The following is a 26,518-nucleotide window of genomic DNA, read 5'->3' on the forward strand; positions in this document are numbered from 1 at the left end:
TAGTTGAGCAGCACGCCCAGGCGGGCCAGTTGGGTGTCGGTGTACTGGCCCCGGGTCATCACCCGGTAGCAGTAGCTGGAGTCGGCCGAGAGGACCCGGCTGGTGTTGCCATCGGCGGTGAAGGTGTCGGTTCCATCATCGGTGAAGGAGTAGGGCTGGGTCTGGACGGTTACTTCCCGGATCTTGTTGAAGGGGCCGTTGGGGCCGCTCCGGCTGCGATACACGTCATGGACGCGGGCATCGTTGGACCAGGGCACGTTGGCCTGCCAGCTCAGGGTGACCTGCCGGTTGGCGGGGGTAGCGCTGAGCCGGACGGAAGAAGCCGCTTCGGTGACGTCGAGCCGGGTAAGCTGGCCGGTGGCGGGGTCGGTGTAGAAGAACTCGATGCGGTAGCGGTAGGGGTTGGCCGTAGTATTGAGGGTTGATGTGGAAGTGCCCCGGTCAACGAAGAGGGTGTCGGCGGCCGTTGGGCTGAGGGTGGTGTTGATGGTGGCGAGGGGGGAGAAGTCGGTGCCGGTCAGTCCGGTGGCTCGCTGGAGTCGGTACTGGTAGGGTCCGCCCAGGTCGCCGGGGTTGAGTCCGATGGGTCGGGTCCAGCGGACGGTGATCTGTCCGTTGACCTCTCGGGTGGAGTCGACGGTGACCTGGGTGATGACCGGTGCCAGCAGGGGTAAGTTAAGACAGGCCTGGTTGGAGGCTAGTGAAACGCCCCCATTGCTGCCGCCGTTAACGTCGGGGTAGACCGCCACCAGCCGATAGGCGTAAGCGATACCCCGGCGTAGGGAAGAAGTATCGGTATAAGTTGTTGCCGTGATGGGCACGCGGGCAATCTGGACGTAGCCCGCCGGGACACCCGTTACACAAGGCTCTGGTGGCACGTCTTCGCAACCCTCCTTGCGATAGATCGATATAAAGGTGCCGGGGTTGCCACAGGAGTAGGGACTCCAGCTTAGCTGGATGGCTCGTCCGTTGGCCGTGGCGGTGGGCCGGGCCGTGAGGTTCTTGATGGAGGGTCCCACAATTTGGATGCGGAAGGTCTGGAACGACGTCAGGGCCGGGGTAGGTCTGGTAGGCACATCGGTGACTTTGAAGGTCACATCGTAAGGTGCCTGCCGAATCTGATTGCAGCTGGTTTGCCAGGAGAAGGTGGCTGTGGCGGGCTGGTTCTGGATGATGTCGCCGTTGATGAGTCGGGCGTAGGCGGGCGGGATCAGTTCGTTGGCGGGCAGGGGCAGTCGGTCGGCACCGATGTTGAAGACGCCCCCGAAACCGGCGATGATGACGCGCTGGCCATCGGGGTCGGTGGCGGTGATGGGCTGGGTGATGAGGGCCCCCGCTTCCACGCACAAGTCCGGTATCGGCTGGATAAGAGGCCGTTTATTCGGGCTGTCGACCACGATGATCTGCATGTCGCGGGTGATCTCGCCGATGAGCACGCCATTTCGCCATTCCTCAATGATGAACGCAAAGTTGAACTGGCCAGTCTGACCGGGGGCGTCCCAGCAGAGTTCGCCGGTGATCGGGTTGATGCTGAAGGTTGGCGTACCACCATTTTCACTGGCGGTACTGAACTGCGTCGGGTTCTGATAGGAAGGGATATTTCGACCGGTACAACTATTTTCGGTTGGCGATGTTTTGGGTACACTCAGCCGGTAAGCCAGGCTATCGCCATCGGCATCGAAGGCGGCCGGGTTGTGGCAAAATTTCTGGCCCACCCGACCTGAATCCAGCGGTGGGTTGAGCATTACCGGGGTTGAGTTGGCCAACAGCGCGGCATTGATGCTGATCGTTGTGGAAACGAAAAAGGGAAGCCGTTCCGACTGACCCGCCGGGGGAAGATTGAGGGTGTTGTTATTGCGGTTAACGACCGTTATCCCGATGGTGTAGGTGCCGGGGCCGGGGTAAGTATGGACTGTTTTGTAGGTATTGATGGAGGAAGTATTTCGGTTGATAAAAATTCGCTGGCTACGTTCGACCACCGCCGTTGTGCCATCACCAAAGCAGATGGTGTAGCTGTTTGCCGCATCGGCAGCTAGCTTACCGCCGGGAGTTTCGTCGAAGTAGGCCGTAAAAGTAATCTCGTAGGTTAAAGCGGTTCGGGAGGTTCGCTTGGTCGTAATTTCACCCGCCCGTACGTGGGAGGCCTGACTGAGTGTAGGCTTTAGGGTAATGCAAAAAAAAAGTAGTATAACGTTGAGTAAGTAGATAGGCCGCATAGATTCCAGCTGTTTCAGCTAAAACGTTTTTGGCCGGGAAAGAGTATATGATGGTTATTGGTTAATGGTGATTAGTTAATGAGTAGATGATAGTGGGGCTGGACTATTTCCCAATAACCAATAACCAATAACCAATAACCAATAACCAATAACTAATACAACACCCACGTATCCTTACCGCCACCGCCTTGTGAAGAGTTGACCACGAGGGAGCCTTTGCGCAGGGCTACACGGGTAAGACCACCGGGAATAACGTTGACGCCGTCGCCATAGAGGATATATGGTCGCAGATCGACGTGTCGGCCTTCGGCATGGTCGCCGACGATGCAGGGCACGCGCGACAGCGAAATCGTTGGCTGGGCGATGTAATTACGGGGGTTCTCCTTGATCTTCTGACGGAATAATTCGTGTTCTTCCGATGTCGCTTTCGGGCCGATAAGCATACCGTAGCCCCCCGCTTCGTTCGCTTCTTTTACCACCAGTTTCTCGATGTTTTCCATGACATAGGCGCAGTCTTCCTCTTCTCGGCAGATGTACGTTTTTACATTGGGAATGATGGCTTCTTCGCCCATGTAGTATTTGATAATACGCGGTACATACGCGTAAATCACTTTGTCGTCGGCAACACCGGTTCCGGGAGCGTTGGCCAGTGCAACACGCCCTTTTTTGTAGACCTCAAAAATGCCCGGTACGCCAATCATCGAATCCGGGTTGAAGGCTTTGGGGTCCAGAAAGGTATCATCGATACGGCGGTAAATGACGTCGACGATCTGAAAGCCTTTAGTTGTACGCATTTTAACATAACCGCCTGATACGACCAGATCACGCGCTTCGACCAGTTCAACACCCATCTGCTGAGCCAGATACGAATGCTCGAAGTAAGCCGAATTATAGATACCCGGTGTCAGAACGACTACGGTTGGGTTTGGGCGGTCGGCAATGTACTGCAACATCTGCAATAGTCGCGTTGGGTAGTCAGAAACCGGTCGAACGCCCGTTTGGGCCAGTACATCGGGGAAAGTCTGCTTGTTGAGTTCGCGGTTTTCGAGCATGTACGATACCCCCGACGGACAACGGAGGTTATCTTCAAGTACCATCATGGTGCCATCTTCGCCCCGGATCAGGTCCGTGCCGGTAATATGGCACCAGATGCCTTTAGGCGGTTTTACACCCAGGCAACCCGGTAAAAATGATTTGCTGGATTCGATAAGATCGCGGGGAACAACGCCGTCGTTCAGAATATTCTGATCGTTGTAGACGTCGTCCAGAAACATATTGATGGCTTTAATCCGCTGGATGAGTCCCGCTTCGAGCCGGTCCCACTCGGCCGATTCAATGATGCGGGGGATGATGTCGATGGGCATGATCCGCTCGGTACCTTCGCCTTCCGAATAGACATTGAAGGTAATGCCCATGCTCATGAGCGCCCGTTCGGCTGCATGCTGTCGCCCAATGAGATCCTCGCGGGTAAGTTGCTCAACGCGCTGCTGGAAAGGAGCGTAGCCTGCCCGTACCTGCATCTCACTGGCGAACATCTCATCAAAAAAGTTTTCAGTCTGGTAATCGCTGAACGAAAAATTGGCATTGGCCTGGCCCTGTGACTGGGTCTTGCCGTTGAGTGTCTGCGATTGGGATTGACGGGCGTTTTGTTTTTTCATGGAACAATATATTGTAACGATGCTTAATTGCCAAACAGAACCCACTTGGCCGCTGGAATGTACAAATAAAGGATTGTAAAAGTAAAGTTCTGAGTTCCATTATTTGCCATCGGTTATAAATTCATCACATCTGAGGTACCGAAAGTAGCCAGTTTTTGGCTTTTGTAAATATCCTTTGTTGCACAGCAACCTGGGGAGCGCCTATTGATCAGTTTAATTAAAATTCGCTTTAGGTTGCAACGCTAACCCCTTGAGGGTCGTATAGTGAGAAATGCCGAAAAACGAGCTCGGATATCGTTTAGTTTCTTATTGTATTTTTTTAACAAAACAACCCAGAGCTTTTATGAAAAAGTTGCTTGTGTTTAGTTTTATAGCGGCCCTCGTGGTGTGCCTGAATGCGTGTACCAAAAATGCTGTCGACCCTACATCGGCTACTGCGTCTGCTCGTACGGCTGGTGTGACCAGCACATCGGCTACCGGGCCGCGTAGCCTGACAGCCGTAGATGTCGCCACGCTACCGGCTTCCATCACAACATACATTACAACGACTTACACGGGAGCAACCGTTAAAGAAGCGTTCAACGATAAACAGGGGAATTATGTAGTCGCTATTACCGTAGGTAGCTCGGTCAAGTTATTGTTATTCAACGCCAGCGGTACGTTTGTGAAAGCCGTTGACGGTAAACGGGGCCACGCTCCTGGCGATTCTGCACATCATGTACGGCGGGACTCACTCCGTCACACGCGTGGTGATTCAACGCATCATGCGCCCGGCGATACGCTCCATCGCCCTCGTCCCGGAAAAGGCACGAGCTTGACAATCGTAGCGGCATCGAGTCTGCCAGCGGCCATTACAGCATACATCAATACGAACTATGCCGGGGCTACGATCAATAAAGCCGCTCAGGAAGCAACGACCAACAATTACATCGTCTACATAACCACCGCCGATAACAAGCGGGTTGTTTTAGTCTTTGGTTCGGACGGTACGTTCAAGCGAGCCGTAAAAGGAAATAAGTGATTATTGGTGAGTGATTTAACGAAAAAAGCCTGCGTCAGATGCAGGCTTTTTTCGTTAAATCTTATTAACGGATACGAGCCAGAACAGGGCTGTATGTACTATTGTGCTTTATTAACTACTTAATCAATGTTTATGAAAGCATTCATATGTACCTGCCTGATCCTTTTAACGAGCTTAACCGTGGTAAGTGCCCAAACCGAGAAAGGACGCTGGACCGTTGGCGCCACCGTTGGCAATTTTACATATTACAAGAAAGACACGTATCGTTCATTTTCGGCTAATTTGACCCCATCGGCAGGTTACTTCCCGGTAAATAATCTGGAAGTCGGTACCGGTATACCGCTTAGTTTAAGCAAGAGTAAATACGCAAATTTCAATGGGGACGCAAAAGCCAGCAATGTCTCTTTTGGGCTGTCTCCTTACGTGCGCTATTATTTCGGAAGTTCTAAGCTAAAGCCTTTCGTTGGTCTGGCGTATGGCTATTCCTGGACAAGTATACGCAACCGCGATTCAAATCAGGACCTTAAGGGAAAGGGCTTTACCTCTACCCTTACGCCAACCGTGGGTGTTGCCTACTTTATCAATCGTACCGTTGCGTTGAATGCCAGTGTGAATTATATCTCTCAGAAATACAAGACAGCCAATGCCTATTATAACAGCGGTGGTACTCAGATAGAGGTTCCTGTGTCAACAACCAACTACATGAGTCTGGGAATTGGTTTTCAGATTTTTCTGGGCCAGTAAGAACTGTAGTGGCGGATTCTCAAACCCGCCACTACAGTTCTTACCACAGGTAATGAACCGGATTTTTGATGTGCTCGTCGTAGATTTTCTTCACGGTAGCCAGTTGTTCAGCCGTAGGAACGGGGCGGTCCATCGCTTGCAGATTGGAAGTCAGATGCTCGGGCTTCGAGGCACCGGGAATAATGCAGCTCACGGCATCGAAGGTCAATATCCAGCGTAGGGCATCGGGTGCCAGATTGGTATCGTCGGGAAAGACAGCCCGTAATTTATTGACGGCCGCCAGTCCCGTTTCATAATCCACGCCCGAAAACGTTTCACCTTTATCGAAAGCAGCTCCCTGCCGGTTAAAATTTCGGTGGTCGTCGGCCGAAAAAGTAGTGTCGGCGCTGAACTTGCCCGTGAGCAAACCACTCGCCAGCGGCACCCGGACAATAATGCCAACATCGCGTCGGAGTGCTTCGGTAAAGAAAAGCTCAGCCGGTCGTTGCCGGAACATGTTGAAGATAATCTGTACCGTAGTCACGTTGGAAAACTCAATGGCTTTCAGGCCTTCTTCCACTTTCTCGACACTAACGCCCAGGTTCTGAATTTTACCTTCGTCTTTCAATCGGTCAAACAGCTCAAAAATCTCGGGCCGGTAGAAAACCTCGGTTGGCGGGCAGTGCAGTTGAATCAGATCCAGGGTTTCCAGCCCCATGTTTTGCAGACTGTCTTCCACAAATTGGCGCAAGGCAGCGGGTTGGTAGGCCTCGCTCGTGTGCGGCTGCAACCGCCGACCGCATTTAGTAGCCACGTAAATCTGTTCGGACCGGGAGCGAACCAGCCGCCCAACGGCTTTTTCACTTTCGCCATCGCCATACACATCGGCGGTGTCGATGAAATTAATACCGGCATCAACGGCATCGTTGAGAATACGGTCGGCGTTTTCGTGGCTGAATGGGTCGCCCCATTTGCCGCCAACCTGCCAGGTTCCCAGACTGATTTCGGAAATGCTAAAACCGGTCTTGCCAAGTTTTCGATAGTTCATAAATGATTGACAGTTAGTTTGCTAAGGGTTAACTAAAGCCTATAAGATTTTTACAGAACCTGTTTAAATTTTTATTTTTTAAGTTGAATTGTGCGTTTCTTGTCATCCCGAGGAACGAGGGATCTTCGGTAGGAGGACTATTTTTTTATTCTTACCGAAGATCCCTCGTTCCTCGGGATGACAAAAAGTACTTATTGCTAACTTATTTATGAAAGTATAGACAGGTTCACAATTTCACGCCGAATCGTTCGCCGAGTTCTTCCAGGCTTTTTATGACCGGCTCTACCACGGGAATGCCGTTGGCCAATCGTTCGGCTTCCATCGTGCGTTCGGGATCGCCGGGAATCAATACCTGCTTTCCGTCAACGGCTTTGGCCTGCCGAAATCGCTGAATCCAGGTGTCCATGTGCGTTTTAAACTCGTCGGCGGGCCGGAAGGCGTCGATGCGCATGGCCCCGAAGAAATGCCCGGTTCCAACGCCCACACCTTCGTTGGACTGCATAAACCCGGCGGTCGCGAACGGCGGAACCCAGGGGCCGTAGTTCGCCCCCGACAGCACGCCCGAAAAAATATCGACAATAGCACCCAGCCCATAACCTTTATGTGAGCCGTGTTCGCGGTCGGTGCCGAGCGGCAGTAGTGCCCCGCCATTTCGAACGGCGTTGGCATCGGTAGTGGGTTGGCCTTCGGCGTTTTGCGCCCATCCTTCGGGAATATCCTGTCCTTTGCGTTGCAGGATTTCGAGTTTACCATAGGCCACCGCCGTTGAGGCAAAATCGGCCAAAAACGTTGGTTCGGTAGCGGCCGGAATCGCCACGGCAATGGGGTTGGTTCCCAGTAGTTTATCCAGCGAAAACGTAGGCGCTACGAGTGGTGCTGCGTGGGTCATGGCCTGACCAATCATATCGTGTTCTGTTGCCAGCAGCGCATGGTACCCGGCAATGCCGAAGTGGTTGGAGTTGCGCACCGCCACCCAGCCGGTTCCGGCAACCCTGGCTTTTTCAATAGCTACCTGCATGGCCCAGGGTCCAACAACCAGACCCAGGCCACGGTCGCCGTCAACGACCGCCGTGGATGGGGTTTCATGAACCACGCGAATGTGCGGGGTTGGGTTGATGCGGCCCAGGTCGTACAGGCGGACGTACCCTGGTAAACGGGCTACCCCATGCGAATCGACGCCCCGCAAGTCGGCACTAACGAGGACGTCAGTAGCTAAACGCGCATCGGTTTCTGAGCAGCCGAGTGCTATGAATATTTGTTCGGTAAACGTTCGGAGTTGGTTGGCGGTAATCATGCCCGCAAATTAGCCAACACTTCGCGAATGGGTTAAATTTTTCTAAAAAACGGGCCCGCTATCCTATTTTTCCTGTTATTGACAACAAGTTCAACTAGTCGCTTTATGAAATTTAACTTTCGATGGCTCTTTAGTCTGGTTTTTGTTTTTGTGGGGCACTTTGCCATTGCTCAACCGCAGGACACGCTCACAACGGAGCAACTTCTGCAACGTAAGGGCACGGCGTTCGCTGCCCTGATCCGCCCGTCCCGGTATCTGGCTCTCGACGTAAACCATGTGATTGGCGGCTTTCGGCGCTACCGTTTTTTTGTGGGGGATGAACTGCATTTCAAAGCCGGGGACGAAAAATACCGGGAACAATTGTACGATGTAACGGACAGTACATTCAGTGTACTGATGGCCAATCAGGTCATGAATCGGGATGAACCCGTAACCTTCCGGTTCAACGATGTGCAGATGGTTTATCTGAACAGGCGTATCCCATTCATCACCGCTGCGGGCACGCTCTTTCCCATTGCTGGTGGCGTCTATTTATTAGCCGATATTGTTAATAACAGAGGCTTTTACAGCAATACATTGCCTGTTGTAGGGACGTTGGTACTAAGCGGGGCGTTCTTTCAGATCATCAGTAATCCACGCATTCGGATCAACAAAAATCATCGACTTAAAGTACTTCGAACGTATTGATGGTATACCGTATCGCTGAGAAAGGCTGCGTTGGTATACATGTAACCGTATCCTTGAAAAAGACAGTTTTAAATAAGAATTGTGGGTGAAACGGTTATTTCTGTGTCCTTTTGACACAAAAGGATAGTGTTTGGTTTTCTAAAAACCGTTTTACATTTGCCTTATGCCAACCTCCATCGATACGTTACAGACAGACTGGTCCCAGTACTACGCTAGCCATACAGAAGCCTATCAATCGGGGCGTTCGTCGTTCATTATGAACTTGCTGCCCCAAACGGCGGTGCAGTTTTCAGTGTATCAAACGCTGGAAATCCTGCATAAACGACTGGGGAACGAAATTCTGCGCCGGGCCCTTGATCCGGCAGATATGATTGAGAGTCCGGCCCGGATTCATACCGATGGCACCTGGCTGAAGCGCAGCAATATGGTTGGGGTAAACGTTCGAACTCTCGGCTCATTCTGGAAAATCATTAACTACGTCATGACAATACCGGCCAGTCATGACAGTATTCATTTGTTGCCGATCTGGGAGCCGGGCGTGGTGGGGAGTTTGTACGGGATGGTGAGCTGGCAAATCAACCCGGAGTTCTTTGATGTTGAACTGGCCCGTTTCGTTCCCGCGCTCGATACCGTTGAAAAGCAGTTGAAAGTGGTAACAAACCTGCTTCATGCCTTAGGGCGCACGGTTGGCATGGACGTTATTCCCCACACCGATCGCTTCTCCGAAATGGTACTCACAATGCCCGCCCTGTTTGAGTGGGTGCAGCGCGATGAAAAAGGCGGTAAGCCGGATACATTACTCGATCATTCCAGTCTGGTATACCGGTACGCCGAGGAAGCGATCTGGCAATTTCTAAAGTGTATGGGAGCGGCTGATGGAACACCGCTGACTTTTACCAAAGAGGTATTCTTTTCGACAGACCAACAAGGGAGCACCGCCACCCTGAGCGATAAACAGCGACAACGAATTTTGTTCGGACTACCCAATGATTATAATGGACGTCTTAACCGACGGCTTGCCCTGATTCGGCACCTGATTTCACTGGGACTGGAGACGTTGCCCATGACCATGGCACCGCCTTATCGTGGCCTCCATATCGATCCAAACGACTTTGTGGTGGACGATTTTGGCCAGATTTGGTACCAGTATGCATTCGACCAGCCTCAGGAAATGTCGCGGGTGTTTGGTCCTCTGGCGCGGTATCGGTTCTATGAATCGAAGGATAATAACCAAAATTGGGAACTTGATTTCAATAGACCCAATATACCTGCCTGGAACTACATCTGCCGGAACGTTCAGGATTGTCAGCAGACATACAATTTCGATTTCATGCGGGGCGATATGGCTCATGTACAGCTTCGGCCGGAGGGCGTTCCAGCTACGCCCGATGCGTTTTATGATCCCTTACGGGCTATAAAAAAGTACGTTCAGCAAAGTGTACCACATTACGGTTTTTTTGCCGAGACGTTTCTGGCACCGCCGGATACTATGGGCTACGGCAACGAACTCGACCACCTGGAAGCCATTGAAGCCGATTCAACCCTGGGCGATTTACAGTCGATGGTGGTTGGTTCGCCGACGTTCAAAAAACACTTTGCCGATTATGCCGATTACCTGAAAACGCGCCGGTTCGCCCCGAATTTCACGGTCATGACCGCCGATAAGGACGACCCGCGTTTCGACGCGTTTTATCGTACCGGAAATCTATTTCGGTATTTCACGGCGCTCTTCCTGACCGACATGCCGAGTTATGTAGGGTTGGGGTTTGAAGTACGAAATCTGCACGAACAGCGGGGCGAAAACGAAGAATACTCGAAACTCTACGTATTTCAGATTGAAGACGACCGCCAGCCCGATAAAGTGACGCACGGGCCGTTCATCTGGGGGCAGAACGCCGAACAGTTTACCGCTATTGGCCGGATGCGGGCCTTTGCCGAAGGTATCTGGCCCGCTATCGCAGGGAAAGAAACGCGTTGGCTGGTGGGTCCCAACGACGGGAAGAATTACATCGTCTGGACGCATACCGAATCCATAAACTACGCCTTTGCAGCTAGTATGACCGGCACGTTGCCCAAAGCAGGGTCGGGTCTAGTGGCCGGAGAGGTTATTTTTGAGGAAGAAGGCTGTCGGGTTTATAGAATCTCTTAGATTGGCGCTACAGTTACTTTTCAGTATATTTCAAGAAATTAAATCAGTCAACGAAATGGAAGCAGTTGTTGAACAACCCGCCCTGACGGATTACGAAATTGAGAGAGGTAAACCTGTGCCTAGTTTTAATCACGGATTACTAGAAGCCAGAATAATCTTTGAGGTAATGGATCACTATCGTGATACATTTGATATTGTTAGTGAGGTAACGTTACAAAGCCCGAATCCATCAACTGTTCCTGATTTAAGCATTTTTCCTTCTCAGCCATCTAATTGGACAAAAGACGAAATTAAGGTTGCCCGTGTGCCGTTAACAGTAGTTGAAATTCTGTCACCTTCTCAATCGGTTACTGAATTGATTGAGAAGTCGTTAACCTATTTTTCCGCTGGCGTAAAGTCATACTGGCTTGTACAGCCGATGCTTCGGGTCATTTTTGTGCTTTTGCCAGGTGATGAAGAGTTAGTTTTTCACAACGATATCCTCACGGATCCAACGAATGGGATTTCGATTGATTTGAAAAAGGTATTCCGGTAAACGGCTGAACCGTACCTTTACGGCATGAATCGTAACCAAACGGTCGGTCGTTACCGCGACGGCCTTAACTTCGCTTCCAAACTAACGCCCAAACGCATTGCCAATGCGCTGAAAGTGGTGTACAGTTACTATGAGTCACGGCGAACGGGCAAAGCTACGCACCGCGGGCTGCCCATGTCGGTGTCTTTTGAGCCAACGACCTCCTGTAACCTGCGCTGTCCGGAGTGCCCCAGTGGACTCCGTTCCTTTACGCGGCCAACTGGTATGCTTGGCGAAGAACTGTACAAACGCACCATCGACGAACTCCACGACACACTTTTATACCTGATTTTTTATTTCCAGGGCGAGCCTTATCTGCACCCACAGTTTCTGGAGTTGGTTCGTTATGCAACAGAACGGAACATCTACACGGCTACCAGCACCAATGCCCATTACCTGACCGATGCCAACGCCCGGAAAACGGTGGAGTCGGGCCTGGATCGGCTGATCATTTCGATTGACGGCACTACGCAGGAAGTATACGAGCAATACCGGGTAGGGGGGAAGCTCGAAAAAGTACTGGAGGGAACAAAGAATATTATTCGTTGGAAAAAGGAGTTGAAGTCACGGACCCCCCATGTGCTTTTTCAGTTTCTGGTCGTAAAACCCAACGAACACCAGATTGCCGAAGTAAATAAGTTAGCCCGCGAACTGGGCGTGGATGAAGTGGGCCTCAAAACGGCTCAGATTTACGACTATGAGCAGGGTTCCGAACTCATTCCAACCATAGACCAGTACAGCCGTTACGCTCCCCAGGCAGACGGAACTTACCGCATCAAAAATGGTTTCGGCGACCATTGCTGGAAAATGTGGCACTCCTGCGTCATCACCTGGGACGGACTTGTGGTACCCTGTTGCTTCGATAAAGATGCGCATCATCGGCTGGGCGACCTTCAAACCCAATCCTTCGCCGATCTCTGGCAGGGGCCTGCTTACACTGACTTCCGGCAAACCCTGCTGCGTTCCCGCTCCGAAATCGAAATGTGCCGTAACTGCACCGAAGGCACCAAGGTGTGGGCCTGATTTAATGAGTGAATGATAGAATGAGTGAGTGAGTGAATGGAAAACTAACACTTGGTTTTATTCACTCACTCACTCATTCTATCATTCACTCATTAACCATTGTGGAACATTCCGTGAAACAGTTCTTGCTTTCGTGGAAACTATCCGGCATCTTTGGGACTGCATCGCACAGACCCATGGGTAAAGTCATTGCTATCGCCAACCAGAAAGGTGGCGTCGGTAAAACAACAACAACAATCAACTTGGCTGCCAGTTTGGCCGCCCTCGAATTTCAGACGCTCATTGTTGACGCTGATCCTCAGGCGAATTCTACGTCTGGGCTCGGGTACAATCCGAAAGAAATCGAGAACAGCATTTACGAATGTATGGTTGAGGGTGTACGCCCTCAGGACGCTATAATCCAGACGGACTTTCCGAACCTGGATTTGCTGCCATCGCACATCGACCTTGTCGGGGCCGAGATAGAGATGATCAACCTCCAGAATCGGGAGGATAAGATGAAAACGACACTCGATAGCATTCGCGACGATTACGATTTCATTATCATTGACTGTTCGCCCTCCCTTGGTCTGATTACGATTAACAGCCTCACTGCTGCTGATTCGGTTATCATTCCGGTTCAGTGTGAGTATTTCGCGCTCGAAGGATTGGGTAAGCTGCTCAACACCATCAAAATCATTCAGTCGCGGCTCAATACGCATCTGGCCATCGAAGGTATTCTGCTAACGATGTACGATTTGCGGGTTCGGCTGTCGAATCAGGTGGTGGGCGAAGTGACGAGCCATTTCCAGCAAATGGTTTTCAGCACCATCATCCCGCGTAATATCCGGCTGAGCGAATCGCCCAGCTTTGGCGTACCTGCCCTGGCGCAGGACGCCGACAGTAAAGGAGCCGTCAGTTACCTGAACCTGGCCCGAGAAATACTGATAAAGAACGGCATGATGCCGCAGGAAGCTTAAATTAAGTATGTATGATGTATGATGTATGTTGCATGATATAGGGAAAAAGTGCCTAATCAGGCTATTCTATATCATACACCATACATCATACATCGTACATCATACATACTTGTCTTATGGACAACACCAAAGCACCGAGTAAGAAGATGATTGGATTGGGCCGCGGCTTGGGCGCCTTGTTGCACGATAGCGAATCGGTTAGCAGACAGACGAAACCGTCGCCGTTTGAATCGATTAGTACAATGACTGAAATCAGCGTTACGCTGATCGAAACAAACCCCTTCCAGCCCCGAACCCGTTTTGATGAAGAAGCGCTACAGGAATTAGCCGACTCGATTCGGACGCAAGGCATTATTCAGCCAATTACGGTTCGCCAACTGGGGAAAGAGCGTTACCAGCTTATTGCCGGTGAACGGCGTTTGCAGGCCTCTAAAATAGCCGGTTTGACCCATATTCCAGCTTATGTTCGAACGGCCAATGACCAGCAGATGCTGGAAATGGCCCTGATTGAGAACATTCAGCGCGAGAACCTCAATGCCATAGAAATTGCCCTTAGCTACCAGCGACTCATTACCGAATGCAGTCTGAAGCAGGAAGAACTGGGTGAGCGTGTTGGAAAAAACCGGACAACGGTGAACAACTACATCCGCTTACTGAAATTACCCCCGGTAATTCAGGCATCGCTGCGGGATAACAAGATTTCGATGGGTCATGCCAGAGCCATCATCAACATCGAAAATCCCGATGCACAAATCCGGCTGTTTACGAGAGCCGTTGATGAAGAATGGTCGGTTCGGAAAGTAGAGGAGGCCGTTCGGAACTTATCCGACGAGAGCCAGGAAACGGTAAGTACCCGGCGTGTTACTCTGCCCAAGCAGGAAATGCGCAGCCTTCAGTTTAAGCTATCATCATTGTTTGGTACCCGCGTATCCATAAAAGCCGACGAAAAGCACAAGGGCGAAATCAAGATTCCATTTACCTCGCAGGAGGAGCTAACTAAAATTCTGGAAGTACTGAACTCGCAGAGTTAAACTCAGATTAACCGTGTTAAATTACCTTAAACCGGTGAATGAGTGGCCCAAAGAAAGGGGGTTGAGTCGTTTTGTGAGCATGAAGTTTTTCATATTACTTACTGTCGGCCTGTTCAGTGTGCCCTTTGCAACATCCTTTGCCCAACGTCCGGCTATTACTCCTGCTAAAACCCCGGCGGCCACTGATTCAACCCGGCAAATCCGGTCCGCAGCCGACACGATTCCAACCATAATCCGGCGTAATGGAATTCCGATTCAGGTTGGTCGATCTGTGCTGACAGCGGATGATTCCGCGTCGCTGGATAATCCGGATACCGTTCGTGTGTCGGCGCAGCAGGAAGCGAAGATTCACAAGATTATTCCGAAAAAGGCCACCATTCGCTCATTGATGCTGCCCGGTCTAGGCCAGGCCTACAACCGTCAGTATTATAAAATACCCTTCATTTATGCCGGTTTTGGCGTGATGGGCTACCTCTTTGTCAAATACCGGGGGTTAGCCAAAGAGGCCGAAGTTGGGTATCGACGACTCCTTTACGGCGATAAAGCAACAGACCCACTGTTTAACATAGGTGATGGTTTTTTTGCTACCCTTAATCCCGAACTTTACTCAAACCTTCAGGGAGCCCCTGCCTATACCGAGGGTATACGGTACAAAGTAGACGGAGTGACGATTGGGGTCAGTCCGTTTAATGACAACAAAGTCCTCTTCCGGACGTCGGCCAATGCCAAGAATGCCTACGATACGTTTCGGCGTTATCGGGATTTGAATCTGCTCTTGTCCGGCCTTTTGTGGGCGATCAACATTGTCGAAGCCAATGTAGCGGCTCACTTAAAAACATTCGATTTAACCGACGACATCTCGATGAACGTCGAACCCAATGTGCTGCCTGCCCCCGGCATCGGTTTTGTTCCGGGTGTTCGGGTGGCGCTTACATTTAAATAAATTTCGAATTGCTGTGGTATAGGGTTCTTAAATCCAACTATGTGCCGACTGGTAACTGCGCTGGGTTTGCGAACTTGACACCACGTTTAACCAGAAACTAACGTGAATATTCTCCTACTGGGCTACGGCAAAATGGGAAAAACTATCGAGCAGATCGCGCTCGAACGGGGTCACCAGATTGCAGGCCGCATTGATGCGGATAACTACGCTGATTTAGCGAACCTCGAACCCGACGATGTAGATGTTGTCATTGAATTCAGTTCGCCCGAATCGGCGGCCGAAAACATTACTTATTGCCTGGAGCGGAATTGGCCGGTTGTATGCGGCACCACGGGCTGGCTTAACCGTCGGCCGGCCATCGAAGCACTTTGCGAGCGGACGAAAGGGGCTTTTTTCTATGCATCCAACTATAGCATTGGCGTCAATCTATTTTTCCGGTTGAACAAAGTGCTGGCTCAGTTTATGCGAAACTACCCGTCCTATCATGTGTCGATGACGGAAATTCACCATACCGAAAAGAAAGATGCCCCCAGTGGCACCGCCATCACGCTGGCCGAAGGGGTAATGGAGCAACTGCCCGGTAAACAGCGTTGGGTAAGTAACGAAGCTGGTCAAGAACCATCTCCGGTTGGTGAAGATGCTATAGAGATCGCGTCGTTGCGTGAGGGAACCGTACCCGGCACGCATACCGTTCGGTACGAATCGGACGTTGATCGTATCGAAATCAAACATGTAGCCCACAGCCGTCAGGGGTTTGCTCTTGGGGCAGTTATAGCCGCCGAATGGCTCGTTGGCCGTGAAGGCATATTCGGAATGGATGACTTACTGGGGAATTAAACCGGATGAATGATGAACGGTTATATAAAACCAGTTCATCTTCGTAATTTCGTATTTAGTCACGGTATTTCGATAACCTGTTTGAACGTTACCGCCCTACGGGTGACCCTGTCATAATTTAGCATTAGTATACATGTCTGAAGTAAAAACGAAGGCCGAAACAAGACCGGCAAACGCTAGAAAATCGCCCATTCGCGAGTGGTTCGATTCTGTCCTGTTCGCCGTTGTGGCGGCTACGCTCATCCGGTGGTTGTTTATGGAAGCATTTACGATTCCAACCCCATCGATGGAAAACAGCCTTATGGTGGGCGACTTCCTGTTTGTGAGCAAGTTGCACTATGGCACCCGTACACCCCGCACACCCTTGCAGGTGCCATTGACGCACCAGAAAATATGGGGGACCAATATCCCGTCTTACAGCACCGCTATTCAGTTGCCCTCGTACCGGTTGCCGGGTTTTACTCATGTTAAAAATGGCGATGTTGTCGTCTTCAATGTACCGCCCAAGTACCTGAATGATAACATTGATTACCCCGTCGATCTGAAAACCAATTACATCAAACGCTGTATCGGCATTCCCGGCGATGTGCTGGAAGTGCGCCAACGGGCTGTATTCGTGAATGGCAAGCCCTTTGCCACGCCCGCCCGTGCCGAACAGAAGTACTTTGTAAAAACGACTGAAGTTCTCGACGCAACGTTTTTCCGCAAGTATGAGATCGTTAATGACTACCGCGACCCAAGCCAGCCTACCGAGAACTGGAAACCGCTGGAGCAGTATAACGACTCGACAAAAACATCCACGATGGTGGGCTACAGCGTCAACACGACAGAAGATGTCATCGCGAAGTTTAAAGGATTTGACTTTGTGAAAGACATTGAGCCCATGACCGAAAAGCCCGGCGAAATGGCCCCTATGATTTATGGCACGCCGACTTTCAAATGGAACCATGATAATTTCGGTCCGATTACGATTCCGAAAAAGGGAGCAACGATTCAAATAAACGCGCAAACGATTGCGCTTTATGGACCGGTCATTGAATTGTATGAAGGCAATGAAAAAGTGGAAGTAGCGCCCGAAGCCATTAAAATCGGTGGACAGCCGATTAAGTCATATACGTTCAAACAGGATTACTACTTCATGATGGGTGATAACCGCGACAACTCCCTCGATTCACGTTTCTGGGGCTTTGTTCCCGAAGACCACATCGTTGGTAAAGCTGTATTTGTCTGGATGTCGCTCGATCCCAACCCGGCCAACATCTGGAATAAAATCCGATGGAACCGGCTGTTCAGGACGATAGATTAGAAAAGGGAGGAGGGGGAGGAGAGGGACGAGAGGGAGAAAAGGGTGGTAAGTACATCCCTCTCCTCCCCCTCCTCCCTTTACTCCTTTTTACCACTCCACCGGAGCTAACCCCTTACTCTCCAAATAAGCATTTGCCTGACTAAAATGCTTATTGCCGAACCAGCCACCGTAATTGGCGGCCATGGGCGATGGGTGTTTCGCTTTGAGGATCAAATGTTTTTTGCCTTCGATTACGGCTCCTTTCTTTTGGGCGAAAGCCCCCCAGAGCATAAAAACGACGTGCTCTTTCTCGGCTGAAATCAGCTTGATAACGGCGTCGGTAAACGTTTCCCAACCTTTTCCCTGATGCGACCCCGCCTGTCCGGCACGGACGGTAAGCGTAGCGTTAAGTAACATAACGCCCTGACTGGCCCAACGCTCCAGATTACCCGACTTCGGGATAGGCTTGCCTAAGTCGTCCTGAATCTCCTTAAAAATATTGATTAGAGAAGGGGGTTTGGTAATACCATCGGCTACCGAGAACGCCAGTCCGTTGGCCTGCCCTTCGCCATGATAGGGGTCTTGTCCCAGAATAACGACGCGGGTGTCGTCGAAACTACACTTGTTGAAGGCGTTGAACATCAACGCGCCTGGTGGATAGATACGCTGAGTACTGTATTCGTGTCGTAAAAATTGAGCAAGTTCAGCAAAGTAGGGTTTATCGAATTCGGGCTGTAGCCGATTTCGCCAGGATTCGGCAATAGATACATTCATGTAGGGAACTGATAAGAGTGATTCGGCATTATACGCCTACAAACGCCAAAAACCCCTTTACAAAAATTTTTTAAGAGTGGTTCTTGCGTAACAAAACTAATCAACTTAATTTTCGTTCTAAGGTTGCAAAACGACACTAATATTTATGGTTTCGTCAGTCACAGAAGGCGTGAAAGTTAGCGTGAAGACTGAGTATCAGGCTGATTACTCCAGTCCACTCCAGGCGCATTACGTGTTTACCTACCGGATTACCATCGAGAATGCGAGTGACTACACAATTCAGTTGCTCCGGCGTCATTGGTTGATTTTTGATTCCAATGGTACCGTTCGGGAGGTAGAAGGAGAGGGTGTTGTTGGGCTGCAACCGGTACTCGAACCGGGTGAGGTCCACGAATACGTATCGGGCTGTAATCTACGGTCGAGTATTGGTAAGATGGCAGGAACGTATCTTGTCGAACGAATTATTGACGGTAAACAGCTTCGGGTCAGTATCCCCGAGTTCACGATGGTAGTGCCGTATAAACTGAACTAATTTTTGTTACTCGCTTATCTTCGGTATTTAAGTCGCGCCCGCGACGAACATTCGCTTCATTCTCCGTTTCTCTTTTCGCTGTATCTTCAGGTTATCCGGGCAAAAACCGGATCGAAAGTGCTGTTTGCGCCTATACAGAACCTGAGAAGAGAACTTCGTAAAAGCCGTCAACTTGTTACAATCGCAGATTTGGGGGCTGGATCAAAAATAAACTCATCCCGTCAACGCAGCATCGGCGATATTGCCCGAAATTCCCAGAAATCGGCGCGCTTCGGTCGTTTACTGTTCCGGCTGATTCAGCGATTTAGCGCAAAAGTCATTGTCGATTTGGGTACGTCGCTGGGAATAACAACGGCCTATCTGGCCGAAGCGACGAAACCCTACGGAGGGCATGTACTGACATTTGAAGGCTGCCCGGAAACGGCATCCGTAGCGAGGCATAATTTTGAGCGATTAGCTATTCAGAACATAGAGGTAGTGGTTGGTAATTTGGATGAAACCCTTGCCCAGGCTATTGCCGCGCTTCCGCCAATTGATTTTGTCTTTTTCGATGCCAACCACCGCTATGAGCCAACTGTGCACTACTTCGAAACCTGCCTGACCAATATCCACAACGATACCGTATTTGTCTTTGATGATATTCATTGGTCGGATGAGATGGAGCAGGCATGGGGCTATATCAAAACTCACCAATCCGTTCGTGTAACGGTCGATCTGTTTTGGGTAGGGCTGGTATTTTTTCGGAAAGAGCAGCCCAAGCAGGATTTCGTGCTTCAGTTTTGACGAAAGTAACCATAAATTACGTTACCTTTCCGAGGGCTTTGTTGCCAATGATCATCTATGAACTTCCTGACTTATACCCGATTAGCCCTGACTGTTGGTGTTTCCGCTCTTGGGCTGAATTTAGTGTCCTGTTCCAAAGACACGACCGAAACACTTGCCCCAACGGAGACATCTTCGTTTGATCTCATCCAGCAAAAAATCCTGACGCCTACCTGCGCCACGTCGGGCTGTCACTTGTCGGATAAAGACGCCACGTACTTTCAGCATGGACTGGTATTGGCAGAAGGTGTTGCGTATCAGAACCTTGTACGTGTTGATCCTAAAAATAGCGGTGCCAAAGCCGACGGTCTCAAACGGGTAAAAGCATTTGCCTCGCTGGAGAGCTTACTCTATCATAAGATTACGACAACAGCCAGCCATCATAGTGGCAAACAATACGGTAACCCTATGCCTTTAGGGGGATTATCGCTGTCTGACGGACAGGTTGAGTTTGTTCGTCGCTGGATTGATGCCGGGGCTCCCAAAGCAGGTAACATAGCCGATGCTGCGTTATTGAACGATAAAACCGTTGCGGAAGTGGCTTATGAGCCGTTAACGGTTCCGGCGGCTGGAACTGGTTTTCAAATGGCTGTTCCCTCATTCGATATACAGCCAAATTTTGAACGGGAGCTGTTTACCCGGAAAGTGCTGGGCAACACGCAGGACGTGTACGTAAATCGCTATGAGACCAAAATGCGGAGCGGAAGCCACCATTTTGTCGCTTACGATTTTCGAAACAAAGCGTCACTGCCTAATCTGAATGACATCCGCGATCTACGTAACCCGGATAATTCCCTGAACATACCGACGGTGCTGACCATGTCGAACCACGTTTATCTGGCTGGTTCGCAGGCGCAGTATCAGGATTATGTGTTTCCGGAGGGAGTTGCCTTGCTGATCCCGGCGGGTGCTTCCTTCGACCTTAATTCCCACTTTGTCAACAAGACAACAGCCGTGCGAAAAGGGGAGGCTCAGCTTAATCTGTACACAGTCGATAAAGCGAAGGTGAAGAACATCGTTCAGACGCTTGATCTGGGTAATACAAGCCTGTCTATACCCGCTAAAACCCGGGTAACACTTACGAAAACGTTTACTTTCAATAAGGCCCGCAAAGTGTTGACGCTAACGTCGCATATGCACAAGCTGGGCGAGAAGTTCGTGATCAAAATCGTTGGCGGAGCCCGCAACGGCGAAATCGTTTACACCTCCACCGACTGGGAGAACCCCGAAATTATCACCTTCAAAACGCCTATCGACCTGCAGAAAGGGGAGGGGCTTATGTCCGAAATAACCTACAACAACACCACCAGCAAAGCCGTCAGCTTCGGCCTGACCAGCGAAGACGAAATGGGGATTATTTTCGGATATTATTATGAAGAATAGAGTTTTATGGAGTTAGTGAAATAGGTGTAATAAGTAAAATGGCTGACGCAGGAGTTTTGATCTCGCGTCAGCCATTTTACTTACTGCACCTATTTCACTTACTGCACTAAACTACCGTGCTACTTCAATATTAACCCGGCGTCCTTTGATGGTGTTACCTTCCATAGCGTCGACAACGCGGGTGGCTACATCTTTCGGTACGTCAACGTAGGTGAACTTGTCGAAGATATCGATGCTGCCGATGCTGTTTCCAGGAATGTTGGCTTCACCGGCAATGGCACCTACGATGTCGCCCGGACGGACGAAATCTTTACGGCCAATGCTCACCATCAGGCGGGTCATGTTCGCTTCGCGCTCACGGGGAACACGTTGGTCATCGCGGTCGAAGTAAGGCTTGCCAGCGCCTGCACGGTCCCGATCGGGGCCATTAAAGCGTGGGCGATCTCCTCCTTCAGGACGGCGGTCGCCAAAGCGAGACGCTCCGTCGCCACGGCCACCACCGTCATTCCGACGATCACCGAAACGCGAGCTGTTACCACGCTCATCGCGGTCGCCAAAACGGGACGCACCACCCCGACGATCTTCAAAACGTCCGGTACTTTCACCCCGACCACCACGGTCAGCGTATTTGTCGCGGCCATTCCGGCGATCATCTTCCAGGTTAAGGTTTTGATCAGCGAATTCGTTTTTCTCCAGACCCATGCTGCGTTTTACCAGGGCGGCTACAACCTGCTCAGTCGAGAAACCGGCGTGGTTGAGTTGCGTCAGTAAATCGTCATACAGGTTCAGGTCTTTACTTTCCTGAATTGTCTGTTGCAGTTGCTCGATGAAACGGGCTTTGCGAACACCTACGATGTCTTCGAAGGAAGGAATGACACCTTTGTCAACTTTAACTTTCGTATAGGTCTGGATTTCGCGGAAACGGTATTTTTCATCGCGGCCCACGAACGAGAACGCCCGGCCCGATTTGCCCGCACGGCCTGTCCGGCCAATCCGGTGTACGTAATATTCTTCGTCGAGCGGAATGTCGAAGTTAATAACCGCGTCTACATCGTCAACGTCGATACCACGAGCGGCTACGTCGGTGGCAACCAGAATGTTGGTCGTACCAGCGCGGAATTTGCTCATGACGTTGTTCCGTTGGGCCTGGCGCAGATCGCCGTGCAAGCCTTCGGCCTGATAGCCCCGGATTTGCAGGTCTTCAACGATTTCGTCGACTTTACGTTTCGTATTACAGAAAACCAGCAGCAGTTTCAGATCGTACATGTCGATCAGACGGCACATCACTTCAACTTTCGCTTTCGCTTTTACTTCGAAATAAACCTGTTCGATGTTTACGTTCGTCAATTCTTTCTTGACGACTTTCACCAGCACAGGATCTTTCTGGAACTTCTGGGTAATCTGCATGATCGGCTTCGACATCGTCGCCGAGAACAGAATCGTTTGCCGCTCTTCGGGCATCTCTTCCAGAATGCTCTCAATATCTTCACGGAAGCCCATGTCCAGCATCTCATCTGCTTCGTCAAGAATCATCATCTTAACGTTGTTGAGCTTGAGGGTGTTACGCTCCATGTGGTCCATAACACGACCGGGCGTACCGATCACGATATGCACACCGCTTTTGAGTGACCGAATCTGCCGCTCAATGGAGTCACCACCATAAATGGCTTCGATCCGGATACCGCGTTTGTATTTCGCCAGTTTCTTGATCTCTTCCGCTACCTGTAGCGCTAATTCACGTGTTGGGCAAAGGATAAGTGTTTGCACCGAACGATCCTGAACGTCGATCAGGTCAAGAGCAGGAATACCAAAGGCTGCCGTTTTACCGGTACCCGTTTGTGCCTGTCCGATTACATCGCGACCAGCCAGAATAGGCGGGATGGCTTCGGCCTGAATGGGCGATGGGCTAATAAAACCCATATCCGTAACGGCCTGCAATACCTCAGCTGAAATGGCCAGGCTGGAGAACAAAATTTGATTTGGATCAACTTTAGGCGTTGTTACTTCCGCAACGGCAGGCGTACTGGGAGCCGCCATTGTGGTGTCTTCAACGTGGGCAAGGGGTTCATCGGCCACGATAACGACTTTATCGGCCACACCTTCAGCAACGATTTCTGCTGCTGTGTCATCAAAAGCAGCTTCAACGGCTGGCTTTGCCACTTTCTTTTTAGGAACCTTAGCCGTTTTTGCTTCGGCTGTAGCTGACTCAGCAGGAACGACCGCGCTGGCGGCCATCTCCGTAGCTATTTTTTCAATATCCAGGAAGTCATCCTGATCAGCTGATTTGTTTGTTTTCGTTTTCATTAATTGGAAATGATTAAATAAATGAATCATCCAAACGAAGACGAGTATGTGCCAGTGAACGGCGCGATAATGCGAGAATTGCCCAACGAACCAAGCTGCCCCAACGACCCAACAGGACCACCACCCCAAACCTCTTCAAGGGGGATAAAGACAACGACCGGATCTACCGGTACGACCATTCGACGATTAGCCCACGCGCAAGTGCCCCACTCGGGAGCGTCCACACAGAAACCCATCCTGTACATCCGTACATAAGCTCTGTCAGACCTAACTCAACACGTAAAAAAGGAGAGAAACAGAGACGCGAACGGATGTCGCTTGTAAAATCTGGTGCAAAAGTACAAATTAATTTATCAAAAAGCAAGGGATATACTATTAATATTGTATTTATTTGAGAAACGACTGTGTATGTTCGCTTGTTTCTAAGATGTGATTGGCTTTTATCAATAGTAGCGCATGACACCTGTCGCCGGAAAATACATTATTCTTATCGGAGCCGTTATTGTACTGGTTGGTATACTAGTTTACTTTTTCGGCGATAAGTTGCATTGGCTGGGACGTTTACCCGGCGATATTCGCATTAACGGGAAGGACGGTGGCGGGTTTTACTTTCCCATCGTGACCTGTATTGTGGTTAGTATCGTTTTGAACCTGATTATCGTTCTGATCCGTCGTTTTTTCGAGTAGTCGCCTTATCCGCTCCCGAAGAACTGTTGTCTTCGCTGTAAGTCAACTTGTTCAGGTAGAAGACTTCCCGCTGGCCTGCGTTCAGGTTTTTTGTGGCAGCAATTTTCTGAAAACCACAGGCGATGAAATGCCGGTCGTACCAGGCCATTAAGTTGTCCTGTGCCGAAAATGTTACTTTCTCGTTCTCGGCGTTCGTTTTCAATTTGAATTTTTCCGTCTCTTTCAGAATCTTACTCCCTTGAATCACTTCTGTAGTGATTTCGCCATCGTTGGGGTAAGCCAGCACCATTTTATCGTTCTGCTGCGACACCTGCACCATCTCCGTTAATTCGGTGCTGAGCAGTTCCTTAATGGGAAAGCAGTTATCCCACAGCAGTTTACCCTGCTTGTCGAACCCGCAGATAAAGGCGTGCGTGTAGTGGAAACCTTCGTAGCGATCTCCTCCCCGCAGGTAGCCCCCATAGGCCAGGGTACTGCCTCTGTATTGAGGGTAATACACTTCGGCAACGAGCGTGAGACCATCAGATGTCGGTTTCAGATCATGAACCAGCAATCGGTAACGAAATTTGTAGTCCTTGCCTTCTTCTTTCTTTCTCTGTGCTTTGGCCAGCAGCTTTTGCTGCCGGTGTGGTTTCAGGTAATTGAAGAAGTTCTGGAGCTGGGAGAATTCGATGTACTGAATGTCATTAATCGTTTCCGTCGTCGATACGCTGCCGCCTTCACCGTGATGGATTCGCGTTACATAGATTCCCTGCGAGTAGGGCGTGCAATCCGTGGAGTAATTGCCAACGAGGATGGACTCCTGCTGATTGACGGGTAATAGTTTCCCTGAGATCAGGCTGTTTTTCGCCCCGTCGAAATCCAGGGTTCGCAGGAGTTTACTGTCGTAATTATACGTCCGAATCGAAAACTTACAATGACGTCGGAGGGAGTGCACCAGCACGTTGACTTCCTGCCGGGCTTCGTCAATTTCGAGGCTGCTGATCTCCGTTCGGTTCGCATACAGGCCGGGCAGCACCTTTACGGTTTGGTCGAAGAACGAGAACGATATAACAACCGGGCGACCGTGGTGAAAGCCACTTATATAGGCCTGGCTCCCCATTACCTTAAACTCATTCACATCCAGTTGGTCAATGAGCTCACCTTCGAAAGTCTCAATCACGCCATCATCCAGGTGCAGCCGCAGGAACTGGTACTGGTTACCGTCGTACTCCCGGAAGAGATGATAAACATACTGGTCGGACTCGTAAGTGGTAACCGGCTTGTATTTGAGGTCCTGTTTGTATTCGGTATGCCAAACGGATTTAAGGTTAGTATCGTACTTTTGAAAGTGTAACCTGACGGGTGTATTATCCACAAAACTGCCGGTCCGAATCGTCATCAGCACTCCGCGCTCGGCTAGGGGCGTTACGTCAAATGATTCAGCTTCATTCGGGTCCGACGGAATCTCGATCCGCATGGACTGTTCCAGTTGTGCCCGCACAGGCCTGACACCAATGGCTAACAGAAACAGACAGATGATGGATAAAAAAAGGCGCATGGAACTGAATTTACGACTGATCAACCTGGCTAAAATCAGGCTCTACGAAGTTAGTCAGAATATGTAACAAAAATCATACCTCAGGAATAAGACATGCTGTGAGCGTTACCCGTAAACGAATTACACCGCCCAGCGTTTTTTCAGATAATCTTTCATAAATACGTTTATATCCCACTGGCTGGCAACGGGTTGTTGGGTGAAGGGAATGGTTGGCAAATACCCCGCCGGACCAAATTCGCAGGTAACGGTTAAAGTAGGAGCATTCGCCTTTTGAAATCTGTCGCGAATGGCATCCCACCATTTGGCATGACTTTCGAGGGCGTCTTTCCACTCCGGCGCACGCGGGTCATTCACCTGTGGTCCTTCAGGGTGCCCAACGCGGCAATGGATATGATCACTAACCCTGATGGCCCGGTTTACGTTGTCCATCTGGTCAGTTAGATAGGATTCGGCCACATTGACCCAGTGTGAGTAGTCGGCGGTCAGGCGTAACTCCGGCACCTTGAGCAGGTAGGACTGAATGGCGGGCGCGCTGTAAGAAAACCGACCCCGGTGTGTTTCGTGCAGAATGCGAACGCCCGTTTGTTTCTCCACAGCAATAGCCACCTGAATTAACTCGACGTTTTGTTCGAACGTAAAGTAGTCATGGCCGGTGTGGGCGTTAATGAACAGGGGTTTATATCTGGCAATGTCCAGTAGGTCGTCGTGATACTTCTTTTTGTGCTCGACAAAGTTACTACCACCGCCAAAGGCCATGAGAATGAGTTGCAGATCGTGGTCGTGCGTGATCTGGACGGCTTCATTTCGTTTATCGGGGCCGGCTGAGATTTCCATGCCGTCGTACCCGGCGGCTTTCACACGTTTGGCGGCTTCGGTATAGCCGAGACTTTCCATACCCCAGAGCGGGCAGAAGAAAAGGGTTTTCACAGATTTAAAGGCTTAGTTTATAGGTTCAAAGGTGGTGGAAAAATCGTTCTATTTGTAAATATTAATTGTCCGTTTCTCCAGAAGCCTTTCTGTAAGATTAG

At 50.4% G+C, this 26,518-nt stretch carries 24 protein-coding genes; 16 read left to right on the plus strand and 8 right to left on the minus strand.

What is annotated here, in order from left to right; genetic code table 11:
- The coding region (locus CRO74_RS00005) for a fibronectin type III domain-containing protein (RefSeq protein ID WP_097123967.1) at positions 1-2,216 on the minus strand (2,216 nt) is incomplete at its 3' end.
- A gap of 152 nt (positions 2,217-2,368) precedes the next feature.
- Positions 2,369-3,874, minus strand: a complete 1,506-nt coding sequence (locus tag CRO74_RS00010) for a circularly permuted type 2 ATP-grasp protein (RefSeq protein WP_097123968.1) — start codon at positions 3,872-3,874, stop codon at positions 2,369-2,371.
- Positions 3,875-4,217: 343 nt separating this feature from the next.
- Here CRO74_RS00010 and CRO74_RS00015 point away from each other — a divergent pair, with 343 nt between their 5' ends.
- Both CRO74_RS00015 and CRO74_RS00020 read left to right on the plus strand, forming a co-directional pair.
- Positions 4,218-4,895, plus strand: coding sequence for a PepSY-like domain-containing protein (locus tag CRO74_RS00015; RefSeq protein WP_097123969.1), 678 nt, complete (start codon positions 4,218-4,220; stop codon positions 4,893-4,895).
- A gap of 132 nt (positions 4,896-5,027) precedes the next feature.
- The gene (locus CRO74_RS00020; RefSeq protein ID WP_179830086.1) at positions 5,028-5,639 is read left to right on the plus strand and encodes an outer membrane beta-barrel protein; all 612 of its coding nucleotides are present in this window, start codon (positions 5,028-5,030) and stop codon (positions 5,637-5,639) included.
- A 40-nt stretch (positions 5,640-5,679) separates the two neighbouring features.
- On the opposite strand, the gene CRO74_RS00025 is transcribed toward CRO74_RS00020, so the two are convergent.
- Together CRO74_RS00025 and CRO74_RS00030 are read right to left on the minus strand one after the other, a co-directional pair.
- A complete protein-coding gene (locus CRO74_RS00025; protein ID WP_097123971.1) occupies positions 5,680-6,666 on the minus strand; it encodes an aldo/keto reductase in 987 nt (328 codons plus the stop codon).
- A 226-nt stretch (positions 6,667-6,892) separates the two neighbouring features.
- Positions 6,893-7,960: an Ldh family oxidoreductase gene (locus tag CRO74_RS00030; protein ID WP_097123972.1), complete on the minus strand. Its 1,068-nt coding sequence runs from the start codon at positions 7,958-7,960 to the stop codon at positions 6,893-6,895.
- 105 nt (positions 7,961-8,065) lie between these two features.
- Here CRO74_RS00030 and CRO74_RS00035 point away from each other — a divergent pair, with 105 nt between their 5' ends.
- The 9 genes from CRO74_RS00035 to lepB all read left to right on the plus strand — a co-directional run bounded on the left by CRO74_RS00035 (position 8,066) and on the right by lepB (position 17,469).
- On the plus strand, positions 8,066-8,647 hold the full coding sequence (locus tag CRO74_RS00035) for a hypothetical protein (protein WP_097123973.1): 582 nt from the start codon (positions 8,066-8,068) through the stop codon (positions 8,645-8,647).
- A gap of 163 nt (positions 8,648-8,810) precedes the next feature.
- Positions 8,811-10,796 carry an alpha-amylase family protein gene (locus CRO74_RS00040; RefSeq protein ID WP_097123974.1) on the plus strand — a complete coding sequence of 662 codons (1,986 nt, stop codon included), beginning with the start codon at positions 8,811-8,813 and terminating at the stop codon, positions 10,794-10,796.
- 55 nt (positions 10,797-10,851) lie between these two features.
- On the plus strand, positions 10,852-11,331 hold the full coding sequence (locus tag CRO74_RS00045; RefSeq protein WP_097123975.1) for a Uma2 family endonuclease: 480 nt from the start codon (positions 10,852-10,854) through the stop codon (positions 11,329-11,331).
- A gap of 24 nt (positions 11,332-11,355) precedes the next feature.
- Positions 11,356-12,393 (plus strand): SPASM domain-containing protein, encoded by a 1,038-nt coding sequence (locus CRO74_RS00050; protein WP_097123976.1) that lies wholly within the window; start codon positions 11,356-11,358, stop codon positions 12,391-12,393.
- 176 nt (positions 12,394-12,569) lie between these two features.
- Positions 12,570-13,352, plus strand: coding sequence for a ParA family protein (locus CRO74_RS00055; RefSeq protein ID WP_041615784.1), 783 nt, complete (start codon positions 12,570-12,572; stop codon positions 13,350-13,352).
- A 116-nt stretch (positions 13,353-13,468) separates the two neighbouring features.
- Positions 13,469-14,383 (plus strand): ParB/RepB/Spo0J family partition protein, encoded by a 915-nt coding sequence (locus CRO74_RS00060; protein WP_097123977.1) that lies wholly within the window; start codon positions 13,469-13,471, stop codon positions 14,381-14,383.
- A gap of 79 nt (positions 14,384-14,462) precedes the next feature.
- The gene (locus CRO74_RS00065; protein ID WP_097123978.1) at positions 14,463-15,326 is read left to right on the plus strand and encodes a DUF5683 domain-containing protein; all 864 of its coding nucleotides are present in this window, start codon (positions 14,463-14,465) and stop codon (positions 15,324-15,326) included.
- Between the two features lie 102 nt (positions 15,327-15,428).
- Positions 15,429-16,163 (plus strand): 4-hydroxy-tetrahydrodipicolinate reductase, encoded by a 735-nt coding sequence (gene dapB, locus CRO74_RS00070; RefSeq protein ID WP_097123979.1) that lies wholly within the window; start codon positions 15,429-15,431, stop codon positions 16,161-16,163.
- Positions 16,164-16,296: 133 nt separating this feature from the next.
- Entirely contained in the window at positions 16,297-17,469 is a 1,173-nt protein-coding gene (gene lepB, locus CRO74_RS00075; RefSeq protein WP_097123980.1) for a signal peptidase I, read from the plus strand.
- Between the two features lie 87 nt (positions 17,470-17,556).
- Here lepB and ung read toward each other — a convergent pair whose 3' ends face one another.
- Positions 17,557-18,222, minus strand: a complete 666-nt coding sequence (ung, locus tag CRO74_RS00080; RefSeq protein ID WP_097123981.1) for a uracil-DNA glycosylase — start codon at positions 18,220-18,222, stop codon at positions 17,557-17,559.
- Between the two features lie 145 nt (positions 18,223-18,367).
- Between ung and apaG the strand changes: the two genes are divergently transcribed.
- The 3 genes from apaG to CRO74_RS00095 are packed head-to-tail and all read left to right on the plus strand — an operon-like array spanning position 18,368 to position 20,959.
- Positions 18,368-18,754: a Co2+/Mg2+ efflux facilitator ApaG/CorD gene (gene apaG, locus CRO74_RS00085; RefSeq protein WP_012924864.1), complete on the plus strand. Its 387-nt coding sequence runs from the start codon at positions 18,368-18,370 to the stop codon at positions 18,752-18,754.
- Between the two features lie 3 nt (positions 18,755-18,757).
- Complete coding sequence (locus tag CRO74_RS00090) at positions 18,758-19,537, plus strand: O-methyltransferase (protein WP_097123982.1); 780 nt, start codon at positions 18,758-18,760, stop codon at positions 19,535-19,537.
- A gap of 57 nt (positions 19,538-19,594) precedes the next feature.
- Entirely contained in the window at positions 19,595-20,959 is a 1,365-nt protein-coding gene (locus CRO74_RS00095; protein WP_097123983.1) for a monooxygenase, read from the plus strand.
- 111 nt (positions 20,960-21,070) lie between these two features.
- On the opposite strand, the gene CRO74_RS00100 is transcribed toward CRO74_RS00095, so the two are convergent.
- Positions 21,071-23,263: a DEAD/DEAH box helicase gene (locus tag CRO74_RS00100; protein ID WP_097123984.1), complete on the minus strand. Its 2,193-nt coding sequence runs from the start codon at positions 23,261-23,263 to the stop codon at positions 21,071-21,073.
- A gap of 21 nt (positions 23,264-23,284) precedes the next feature.
- On the opposite strand from CRO74_RS00100, the gene CRO74_RS31215 reads away from it, so the two are divergent.
- Complete coding sequence (locus tag CRO74_RS31215; RefSeq protein ID WP_144035861.1) at positions 23,285-23,518, plus strand: hypothetical protein; 234 nt, start codon at positions 23,285-23,287, stop codon at positions 23,516-23,518.
- Positions 23,519-23,719: 201 nt separating this feature from the next.
- Positions 23,720-23,950 carry a DUF2905 domain-containing protein gene (locus CRO74_RS00105; protein WP_097123985.1) on the plus strand — a complete coding sequence of 77 codons (231 nt, stop codon included), beginning with the start codon at positions 23,720-23,722 and terminating at the stop codon, positions 23,948-23,950.
- On the opposite strand, the gene CRO74_RS00110 is transcribed toward CRO74_RS00105, so the two are convergent.
- Positions 23,919-25,490, minus strand: a complete 1,572-nt coding sequence (locus tag CRO74_RS00110; RefSeq protein WP_097123986.1) for a hypothetical protein — start codon at positions 25,488-25,490, stop codon at positions 23,919-23,921. The two genes, CRO74_RS00105 and CRO74_RS00110, sit on opposite strands and share 32 nt — an antisense overlap.
- A 120-nt stretch (positions 25,491-25,610) precedes the next feature.
- The gene (locus CRO74_RS00115) at positions 25,611-26,417 is read right to left on the minus strand and encodes a TIM barrel protein (protein WP_245877715.1); all 807 of its coding nucleotides are present in this window, start codon (positions 26,415-26,417) and stop codon (positions 25,611-25,613) included.
- Positions 26,418-26,518: the final 101 nt, after the last annotated feature.

It is taken from the genome of Spirosoma fluviale, assembly GCF_900230225.1.
GTDB lineage: Bacteria > Bacteroidota > Bacteroidia > Cytophagales > Spirosomataceae > Spirosoma > Spirosoma fluviale.

What these genes read in the sequence shown, in the direction of transcription:
- CRO74_RS00010 (WP_097123968.1), bottom strand. Translation starts at nt 3,874, where the DNA reads ATGAAAAAACAAAACGCCCGTCAATCCCAATCGCAGACACTCAACGGC.
- CRO74_RS00015 (WP_097123969.1), top strand. Translation starts at nt 4,218, where the DNA reads ATGAAAAAGTTGCTTGTGTTTAGTTTTATAGCGGCCCTCGTGGTGTGC.
- CRO74_RS00020 (WP_179830086.1), top strand. Translation starts at nt 5,028, where the DNA reads ATGAAAGCATTCATATGTACCTGCCTGATCCTTTTAACGAGCTTAACC.
- CRO74_RS00025 (WP_097123971.1), bottom strand. Translation starts at nt 6,666, where the DNA reads ATGAACTATCGAAAACTTGGCAAGACCGGTTTTAGCATTTCCGAAATC.
- CRO74_RS00030 (WP_097123972.1), bottom strand. Translation starts at nt 7,960, where the DNA reads ATGATTACCGCCAACCAACTCCGAACGTTTACCGAACAAATATTCATA.
- CRO74_RS00035 (WP_097123973.1), top strand. Translation starts at nt 8,066, where the DNA reads ATGAAATTTAACTTTCGATGGCTCTTTAGTCTGGTTTTTGTTTTTGTG.
- CRO74_RS00040 (WP_097123974.1), top strand. Translation starts at nt 8,811, where the DNA reads ATGCCAACCTCCATCGATACGTTACAGACAGACTGGTCCCAGTACTAC.
- CRO74_RS00045 (WP_097123975.1), top strand. Translation starts at nt 10,852, where the DNA reads ATGGAAGCAGTTGTTGAACAACCCGCCCTGACGGATTACGAAATTGAG.
- CRO74_RS00050 (WP_097123976.1), top strand. Translation starts at nt 11,356, where the DNA reads ATGAATCGTAACCAAACGGTCGGTCGTTACCGCGACGGCCTTAACTTC.
- CRO74_RS00055 (WP_041615784.1), top strand. Translation starts at nt 12,570, where the DNA reads ATGGGTAAAGTCATTGCTATCGCCAACCAGAAAGGTGGCGTCGGTAAA.
- CRO74_RS00060 (WP_097123977.1), top strand. Translation starts at nt 13,469, where the DNA reads ATGGACAACACCAAAGCACCGAGTAAGAAGATGATTGGATTGGGCCGC.
- CRO74_RS00065 (WP_097123978.1), top strand. Translation starts at nt 14,463, where the DNA reads ATGAAGTTTTTCATATTACTTACTGTCGGCCTGTTCAGTGTGCCCTTT.
- lepB (WP_097123980.1), top strand. Translation starts at nt 16,297, where the DNA reads ATGTCTGAAGTAAAAACGAAGGCCGAAACAAGACCGGCAAACGCTAGA.
- ung (WP_097123981.1), bottom strand. Translation starts at nt 18,222, where the DNA reads ATGAATGTATCTATTGCCGAATCCTGGCGAAATCGGCTACAGCCCGAA.
- apaG (WP_012924864.1), top strand. Translation starts at nt 18,368, where the DNA reads ATGGTTTCGTCAGTCACAGAAGGCGTGAAAGTTAGCGTGAAGACTGAG.
- CRO74_RS00095 (WP_097123983.1), top strand. Translation starts at nt 19,595, where the DNA reads ATGAACTTCCTGACTTATACCCGATTAGCCCTGACTGTTGGTGTTTCC.
- CRO74_RS00100 (WP_097123984.1), bottom strand. Translation starts at nt 23,263, where the DNA reads ATGAAAACGAAAACAAACAAATCAGCTGATCAGGATGACTTCCTGGAT.
- CRO74_RS31215 (WP_144035861.1), top strand. Translation starts at nt 23,285, where the DNA reads ATGAATCATCCAAACGAAGACGAGTATGTGCCAGTGAACGGCGCGATA.
- CRO74_RS00105 (WP_097123985.1), top strand. Translation starts at nt 23,720, where the DNA reads ATGACACCTGTCGCCGGAAAATACATTATTCTTATCGGAGCCGTTATT.
- CRO74_RS00110 (WP_097123986.1), bottom strand. Translation starts at nt 25,490, where the DNA reads ATGCGCCTTTTTTTATCCATCATCTGTCTGTTTCTGTTAGCCATTGGT.